Below are 7713 nucleotides of genomic sequence, written 5' to 3'. Positions count from 1 at the left end.
CTTTTTATGATTGCGGTACATTTTAGCCGCCATCTTGTCCGATACCTCCAGCAAAGCTCGAATAGCGGCGTCTACCTTCGTATCCGGCGTCCCTACCGGATACGTCACCGCCACCGCCGCCGCTGGGCGGTCCAAATGATCCAGGATGGGTACCGCCACAGAGGCCTGACCGCGAGTAATTTCTTCAATCTCTTGGTCCCACCCGCGTGCAGCTACCAAACCCAAGCGTTCTTTCAACGCGGCAAAGCCGCTACCTCCCGCAGTATCAAAGGCGGCGCGCACCTCCGCATCAGGCAGATGCGCCAGCATCACACGCCCGGATGCCGTCTTATGTGCTTGCAGGCGCACGCCCACCTCGGTCACCAAGGAGGTAGCCCCGGCCGCACGCACCTCCTGCAGATACAAAATTTCCGATCCAGCCATACGTGACAGATGCCCCGATCCACCCACCAGCGCCGCACACTGTTCCAAGTCCCGAGTAGCCATGCGCACCAAGGGTTGCTGCGTTACATAGGCCGAGGCCATGGAATACGCGGCCAGCCCTAGGCCATAGGTCTTATGCTCCGGCAAATGGGCTACAAACCCAGCATCAACCATCCCCGCCAGCAGGTGGTACGTAGATGAGCGCGGCAGGTTGAGCTCACCTTGGATGCGTGCGGCAGAAATAGGGACGTCGATGGTGGATAAAAGCTTGAGGATCTCCATCGCGTGACGTGCTGCGGGGACTCTGTTGGTACTCACGCTTAGTGATTGTAGGCAGAGTTTCCTGCCACACGCCGCGGTTTTGCCTAACATCGAAGACCATGAACACTGAAACAGCTGAACTTTTCACCCCCGCCCCCGAATGGTCCGGCCGCTCCGATGGCCTGGGACCAGAGCATGCTCGCTGGCATAGCGTTATCAATCAGTCCACCGACTCCGCTGCCCCCGTAACACTTCTGGGGTTTGCCTCCGATGAGGGCGTGCTGCGCAATGGCGGACGCCAGGGGGCAGCCGCAGGCCCAGCCGCGCTGCGTTCCGCGCTTGGCTCCTTGGCGGTGCACCATGAGCATGCGCTTGCCGACGCCGGCACGATCACCACACAGGCCGATGACCTCGAGGGTGCCCACGACGCCCTTTCCGATAAGGTGCAAGAACTCGTCGCGGCCGGCACCCTCCCCATCATCCTGGGCGGCGGGCACGAAACCGCCTTCGGCTCCCACCGCGGCCTGTATCGCGCGGTAGGCGCCACCAAGATCATCAATCTCGACGCCCACTTCGATCTCCGCCGCGCGGACCAGGCCACCTCCGGCACCCCGTTCAAGCAGATTTCGGAGCTTAGCGATGACTTTGATTACACCGTGCTGGGCATCTCCCGCCCCAATAACACCAAGGTGCTTTTTGATGAAGCCGAATCTCTCGGCGTGGCCATCACTTTGGATGAAGAGCTAACCAACCTCACCCCGGCCGAGTGCGGCGAACTTGCAGCCCGCGCCACCGAGGGCAAGGACAAGGTTCACTTGTCCATCGACCTCGATGTCCTGCCGGCTTCTACCGCGCCGGGCGTATCCGCCCCGGCATCTCTGGGCGTGAGCTATGAGCGTATCCGCGCCATGGCCGTAGCAATTGCGCGGACGGGCAAGCTGGCTCTGGTGGACGTCGTCGAGCTCAATCCCACCTTTGACATAGATAACCGCACCGCCAAAGCAGCGGCACGGCTTATCGATGACATTGTCACGGCCCACCTCACTAGCTAAACGCCAACGGCGTTGGGTTTACCCAGGCCGCGCAGTTTATCGGGTAGCTTTCTTACTCATCCAACGTTGGACTCCCCACCACATAGCGGGAGTAAAGGCAACAGCGATGAGCCAGTAGACAAGCCAGAAGCTACCCGCTAAGCCAGTCACCACAATGCCTATGAGCAGCAAAAGCGCTGCGCCAGCACTCGCAACCACACACTTTGTGAAACTGCGCCTGTCCGCATGAGCACTTTCTCGGGGTGCAACTCCAGAAACCTTCCGGTCTACGAATCCAATAATGTCTTTGCCGAAGACAACAGAGAAAGAAATATAAAAGGCCGCGAATCCGTGCATGAACTCGGCCCTACCGCCTTGGCTCAGGCTCACGTAGAAAAATACTAAGAGCAGCAGGTCGATGATTGGGGTCGCGGCCATAAGTATCAAACCGAGTTTGCGCAGATTAAACACGTAGCGCAAGAGGCAGCCAGCCACTAAGCAAAGCCAAAAGGCTACCTCAGCTGCGATAGTGGCTATAAGCATCATTGCCCTCCAGCGATATAGATCCTCTAACCCGTCTTGGGTTTAACCTATCAAAACAGCAGGTGGGCAATCGGGGTGGCGATAAGAATGGTCAGCGCGACACGCTCAAACCAAATGATGACCAAGTGAGTCAGCTTCACCGGAATCTTGGTTGCCAGGATGCACGGCACCAATGCGGAGAAGAAAATAATGGCAGAGCCTGCCACCACGCCGATGACGAACTTGAGCACCATGCTGTCGCTGCCTGCCACTGCGGTGGCGGGCAGGAACATCTCCGCAATTCCCATGGCCGCGCCCTTGCCCGCTAGTACCGGCTCCGGAAGCCGCGCTACCCACGCAAATGGGTAGAACAGGTAGCCAATCCACTCGAAGATGGGCGTAAAGCGCGCAAGCAGCAGTCCGATGAGACCCACCGACATAATGGACGGCACGATTGCTGCCGCCATGCGCACACCATCGCGCAGGTTCTCCCAGATGGACTCCCACAACGACGGTGCGCGTTGTAGCGCCAACATCGCCTCGCGCCACGCGTTTTTGATGCGCGAGCCTTCCACCGGCTTTTCCGGATCTGGGTGCGCGTCCGCAAAATACTCGTCTGGAATGGTGCGCAGCGGCGGAATCCGCACGGTAATGGCGGTAACCACAAAAGTCACGATGAGCGTGACGATGAAGTATGTGCCCCATACCTTCATCAAGTCGAGCTGCTTGGCCACGATGACCATGAAGGCCGCAGAGACCGTCGAAAAGCCGGTGGCAATAATCGCTGCCTCACGCCCGGTGTATCCGCCCTTTTGGTAGACGCGGTCCGTGACCAAAATTCCCAGTGAATATGAGCCCACGAACGAGGCCACTGCATCAATAGCAGAGCGTCCCGGCGTCTTCCACAACGGTCGCATGATGGGCTGCATGAGCACGCCGACGAACTCCAGCAGGCCAAAGCCAATGAGAAACGCTAGGAACGCACCACCAATAGGCACGATGAGGCCTACCGGAATGGCAATCGAGTTCCACAGGAACGGCACCAAGTCCTCGTCACCGAGCACCCACGGCAGCGCGTCGATGACCATAAGAAACGAGATCACCGCACCGACAACATTGAGCACCGCAAAGACTGCCTGAAGCGCGCTTTCTTTAAATGCGCCGGTAATAAAACTCCGCACCGTTCCGTACACGGCCAAGGCAAAGATAATCCACGGCACCGCCGCCGGAATCCCCTCACGCACCATGGTGACCATGTGGTCCAAAGGAATAGAGCGCTTATCCTGATACGTCACCGGCAGGAAGAATACGAATGCGCCAATCGCGCTATATAAAAAGAGTTTCCACCGTCCCCCAGGCTGCGGAATTTCCCCGTCATGACTCTGGTGGGAGGAGTAAACCGATTCGGTAGAAGTCACAGTAAAACCGTCCCCTCAAGCTTGCATACAAAATTCAAGCCCGCGCGACAGCCTTTACGCGAACATTGGGAATATGTTAGCTAAGTTACAGACTGCTGTCTACACGTTTTCGAGATCCAAGGCACAATAGAGTCATGTCTAAACCCATTCGCGTTGTGGGCGCCGTCTTCGTCGATGAAGAACGCACACAGCTTTTAGCCTTCCGCAAGAAGCCCGGCACTTCCCTTGCTGGCATGTGGGAATTTCCCGGCGGCAAGATCGAACCCGGCGAAACACCAGAGCAAGCACTCGCGCGCGAACTTAAGGAAGAACTCGGCATTTCAGCCACCGTCGGTGAAAAGGTAACGACAACCGTTCACCATTACGATTTCGCCCCCATCGAGCTCACCACCTTTTACTGCACCACCACCGCCTCCCTGCTAGCCGACGACCTCAGCCTCACCGACCACGACGATACGAAATGGGTTACCTCCACAGAGGCCGCGCATCTTACTTGGGCTCCCGCAGATATCCCTGCGGTAGAAGCTATTGCTTCTAGTCACAGCTAAGAAAGGAATCCACCCGCGGACTTGACCAACTAGATAGGCCCCCGAGCAAGCCCTCGCCCGTGAGCTTCACGAAGAGCTCGGTATCGAAGCCACCATCGGCGAGAAGGTCACCACCACCGTGCACGAGTACAAGTTCGCCACCATCGAGCTGACTACTTTTCGCTGCACCACCGAGGCCAACCTGACAACCGAAGGCCTCGCCCTCACCGACCACGACGCTACCCACTGGGTCACCCCAGACAAAGCCCAAGAACTAGAGTGGGCGCCGACCGACATTCCGAGCCTTAAACTCTTAGGCCTGGGATAACGAAACTCCGGTATGTGTCAGACTCCAGCATTTGCTGTATCTTAATTCCAGCTTCAAAGACTTCCATCTGGTGCTCAATCATGTATTCAACAATCGAATAAGTAGTTTTTCCACCATTGGTCGCGTTTCCTGGATATCCTGGGCGTGCAGTTAATAAGTCGTAGTATTTTCGCTCGACTCCATTAACATTACGGAATTTCGTGTCCTCTTCACCTGGCTCAATTTCAGGGTGGACGGCGCATCTACGCAGTAGACTCGAGAGCTTTTCCATTTCCGAACGCGGCGACGTGTTCGGCCACCCATACTTGATCCCGATCGCAGCCACTACCAAGATCTCATCTCGATGCCAGGGCACTCGCGTCGTTTTCATGCAATTACACCTCTTAAGGGAACAAGCGTTCGTAAAATTATATGGAATGTCCGCCAACTCGCTATGCTCTCAACAGAGAATCAACACAGACACTTTATTAATCAAACCATTATCACACGATGATTGTTTACGTTTTCACGCTCAGAAAGGAACCGGCTCGATGGCTACCTCACGCCTCCACTCATTCGAGATTTGCGCTGGCGCTGGCGGCCAGGCTTTGGGCTTAGAACAGGCAGGTTTCCATCACGCAGCGGTCGTCGAAATCGATAATTGGGCCGCTGAAACTCTCCGCCAGAACCGCGGAACTGAAGGACCTCTTGGAAAATGGAATGTCCATGAAATGGACGTCCATAACCTGGATGGTAGGCCATGGAGAGGGAAAATCGACCTATTTGCTGGCGGAGTTCCATGCCCTCCTTTTTCAATAGCAGGTAAGCAACTTGGCGCCGACGATGAACGCGACCTCTTTCCACAGGCGCTACGTCTGATCAACGAAATTGATCCACGTGCTGTGCTTCTAGAAAACGTTAAAGGGCTCGGTCAAAAACGGTTTGACTCCTACCGAGATCAAATAATCGATCAGCTTGAAGAAATGGGGTACACCGCCTTTTGGAAACTTCTCCAAGCAGCTGATTATGGAGTGCCGCAGCTTCGACCAAGGTTCATCCTTGTCGCTTTAAAGGACGAATTTGCCAACTATTTTGCCTGGCCGAAAGTAGTTAAATCACACATGCCGGTGGGAACAGCACTTCTCCCGCTAATGGCAGAAAATGGTTGGCCTGGAGCTGAAGCTTGGGCTCGAAACGCAAACACAGTGGGCCCGACTCTTGTGGGCGGAAGCAAAAAACATGGTGGCCCAGATGTAGGGCCAACGCGTGCTCGAGAAGCCTGGAAGAAACTCGGAATTAAGGGCTCCTCTATCGCCGAATCACCGCCAGCTGCTGATTTCACAACAGACCCCGAACAAGAAATGCCGCGTTTGACGGTACGAATGGGTGGTGTCATCCAAGGTTTCCCCGAAGACTGGAAGTGGGCCGGTGGGAAAACCGCACAATGGCGGCAGGTTGGCAATGCCTTTCCTCCGCCGGTGGCCAAGGCACTCGGCGAACGCATAAAGTTCGCGCTGCGAAAGAAACCAATTCCGAAGTCTCTAGAACCTGCAACACCAACCCGTGTCAACCAGCTGAGTCTGATTTAAAATTGGCAAGGTGATTGCCAAGATTCAACCTGACACGATTTCTATACAGCTAGCGGCTGCATTCAAAGAGCAAGACCCCACGGGAGAACGCCTCGGACGTGTCTTCCGCGAGTCTTTCGACCAGATTTATGATGGTCAACATACTGGACGTTTCGCCATTAGCCAGCTCAGTAAGACCGAATCTGCTCACCTCGGCTCAATAGTCGAAATCAACATTCGCCGAGAATTCGACGGCTTTATCGGCGACGGTGAGGTGATGGATTTCGACATCGAGGGCTTCGAAGTTGACTGCAAGTACTCGAAACAGAAGTTTGGCTGGATGATCCCTATCGAGGCTCTCGGGCATCATGGAATGCTTTGCCATGCCGACGATGAGCAGGGAACTTTTCGAGTGGGATTCGCTTTTCTCGATTACTCAATTCTGACTAGAGGCAGCAATCGCGACGGCAAGCGCTCGATTTCCGCCGCTGGTCGCAGCGCAATTCAATGGCTTTTCCTAGACGAAGCTTTTCCGCCGAACACCCTCCTACAACTCAGCGAGGACGACCGAGCAAAGATTTTCTCTTCAAGTTCCGGAGCTCAGCGCCTCAATGAATTGTTCAGAATTGCTCAAGGCATCATAGTCCCACGTGGCATCATCGCCACTGTCGCGCAGCAAAAGGACTATATGAAGCGTATTCGATACAACGGAGGCTCTCGTTCTGCTCTACAGCCTGAGGGGATCGTGATCCTTGGAGATTACCTCAAGCACCAGAAAATTGCCGCCGAATTAGGCCTGCCAATCCCCAAAGACGGTGATTCACTATCAACGCGATTAGTTAAGTGTGAGAAAAGCTTCGAGGGCTCTAAAACCTATATCGATGATTCTTACTGGCGAATTGCAACACCAACCGATGCAGTCGAACCAGCCCCGACACTCCCATTCAAGTAGACGTCTAAACTCCGGTCCTGATGTAGTGACGCCCATTGAATCGATTTACGATCCGCGACTCAACATTAACCAGCCCCAACAGCGCAGCAGTCAGAGCTTCTGTCCCTAGCCAAGCATTCACTACGGTTTGAGAAATACTCAAATCTACGGGGGACTCAGCTTCTTCTAGCGCCTCTGGACTAATTGTTCGAGCACCATTCAGCTTTTTCCCATGCATCACCTTGGACACTGCTTCACTTTCGTATGCAGATTTCACGATTTCCATGACTTCTTCATACGGAGCGTGACCATACTGCTCCTGCCAATACTTAAACTCATTTTGGAAAAGCGGAAAATACAAATTCAGATGTAAAACGCCTTTACCCGTTCCACCATTATTAGTTCTGAACCTTTCGTTTGGTTCGAACCTCGCTGCGAGGAACCGAACCTCGAATGGAAAATCGTCATCCCATGAAACCTTTGAGATGCCATCGGATTTCGCTCGACGCACACCGGTTTTGTCCCCATCAATAGATTCTGACAGAACGGCCGTGTCGCCTTGTCCTCCAGTTGCTTCGTTTGAGCCACTATGAGTCTCGGAATCTTCACCACGCGGCCTGCTACCGCCTAATGACTCGGGAGACCCTGTTGAAGAAATTAATGCACTTTTCGTCCATGCGCTCTTACACGCCAATTTGTCAGATGCGAGTTTTTGGTACCGGTGT

8 protein-coding genes and 1 pseudogene are annotated in these 7713 nt (G+C 54.7%); 5 read left to right on the top strand and 4 right to left on the bottom strand.

The window, feature by feature from the left end:
* On the bottom strand, positions 1-705 hold a 705-nt coding region (locus HMPREF2724_RS00155), incomplete at its 3' end, for an IclR family transcriptional regulator (protein ID WP_070586655.1).
* A 98-nt stretch (positions 706-803) separates the two neighbouring features.
* On the opposite strand from HMPREF2724_RS00155, the gene hutG reads away from it, so the two are divergent.
* Positions 804-1736, top strand: a complete 933-nt coding sequence (gene hutG, locus HMPREF2724_RS00150) for a formimidoylglutamase (RefSeq protein ID WP_061921846.1) — start codon at positions 804-806, stop codon at positions 1734-1736.
* Positions 1737-1772: 36 nt separating this feature from the next.
* Here hutG and HMPREF2724_RS00145 read toward each other — a convergent pair whose 3' ends face one another.
* Both HMPREF2724_RS00145 and HMPREF2724_RS00140 read right to left on the bottom strand, forming a co-directional pair.
* The gene (locus HMPREF2724_RS00145; protein ID WP_082778587.1) at positions 1773-2261 is read right to left on the bottom strand and encodes a hypothetical protein; all 489 of its coding nucleotides are present in this window, start codon (positions 2259-2261) and stop codon (positions 1773-1775) included.
* Positions 2262-2308: 47 nt separating this feature from the next.
* Complete coding sequence (locus HMPREF2724_RS00140) at positions 2309-3655, bottom strand: YjiH family protein (protein ID WP_070586652.1); 1347 nt, start codon at positions 3653-3655, stop codon at positions 2309-2311.
* A gap of 134 nt (positions 3656-3789) precedes the next feature.
* Here HMPREF2724_RS00140 and HMPREF2724_RS00135 point away from each other — a divergent pair, with 134 nt between their 5' ends.
* The 4 genes and pseudogenes from HMPREF2724_RS00135 (at position 3790) to HMPREF2724_RS00115 (ending at position 7009) form a co-directional block, all read left to right on the top strand.
* Entirely contained in the window at positions 3790-4203 is a 414-nt protein-coding gene (locus HMPREF2724_RS00135; RefSeq protein ID WP_070586651.1) for a (deoxy)nucleoside triphosphate pyrophosphohydrolase, read from the top strand.
* A 52-nt stretch (positions 4204-4255) separates the two neighbouring features.
* Positions 4256-4510 (top strand): annotated as a pseudogene (locus tag HMPREF2724_RS00130) (NUDIX domain-containing protein); the annotation flags it as partial.
* A 530-nt stretch (positions 4511-5040) separates the two neighbouring features.
* Positions 5041-6078 carry a DNA cytosine methyltransferase gene (locus tag HMPREF2724_RS00120; protein ID WP_061921833.1) on the top strand — a complete coding sequence of 346 codons (1038 nt, stop codon included), beginning with the start codon at positions 5041-5043 and terminating at the stop codon, positions 6076-6078.
* A gap of 10 nt (positions 6079-6088) precedes the next feature.
* On the top strand, positions 6089-7009 hold the full coding sequence (locus tag HMPREF2724_RS00115; protein WP_062035412.1) for a NaeI family type II restriction endonuclease: 921 nt from the start codon (positions 6089-6091) through the stop codon (positions 7007-7009).
* 4 nt (positions 7010-7013) lie between these two features.
* Here the strand turns inward: HMPREF2724_RS00115 and HMPREF2724_RS12740 are convergent.
* Positions 7014-7713: hypothetical protein (locus HMPREF2724_RS12740; RefSeq protein ID WP_168164855.1), on the bottom strand; the 700-nt coding region annotated here is incomplete at its 5' end.

The organism is Corynebacterium sp. HMSC071F07, from assembly GCF_001810285.1.
GTDB classification, from domain to species: domain Bacteria; phylum Actinomycetota; class Actinomycetes; order Mycobacteriales; family Mycobacteriaceae; genus Corynebacterium; species Corynebacterium simulans.
Note: the sequence above shows the minus strand (reverse complement) of the source record. Positions and strands in the feature narration are given on the sequence as shown.

Bases quoted from the DNA above. Each gene is read 5' to 3' on its own strand.
- hutG (WP_061921846.1), top strand. From the start codon at position 804: ATGAACACTGAAACAGCTGAACTTTTCACCCCCGCCCCCGAATGGTCC.
- HMPREF2724_RS00145 (WP_082778587.1), bottom strand. From the start codon at position 2,261: ATGATGCTTATAGCCACTATCGCAGCTGAGGTAGCCTTTTGGCTTTGC.
- HMPREF2724_RS00135 (WP_070586651.1), top strand. From the start codon at position 3,790: ATGTCTAAACCCATTCGCGTTGTGGGCGCCGTCTTCGTCGATGAAGAA.
- HMPREF2724_RS00120 (WP_061921833.1), top strand. From the start codon at position 5,041: ATGGCTACCTCACGCCTCCACTCATTCGAGATTTGCGCTGGCGCTGGC.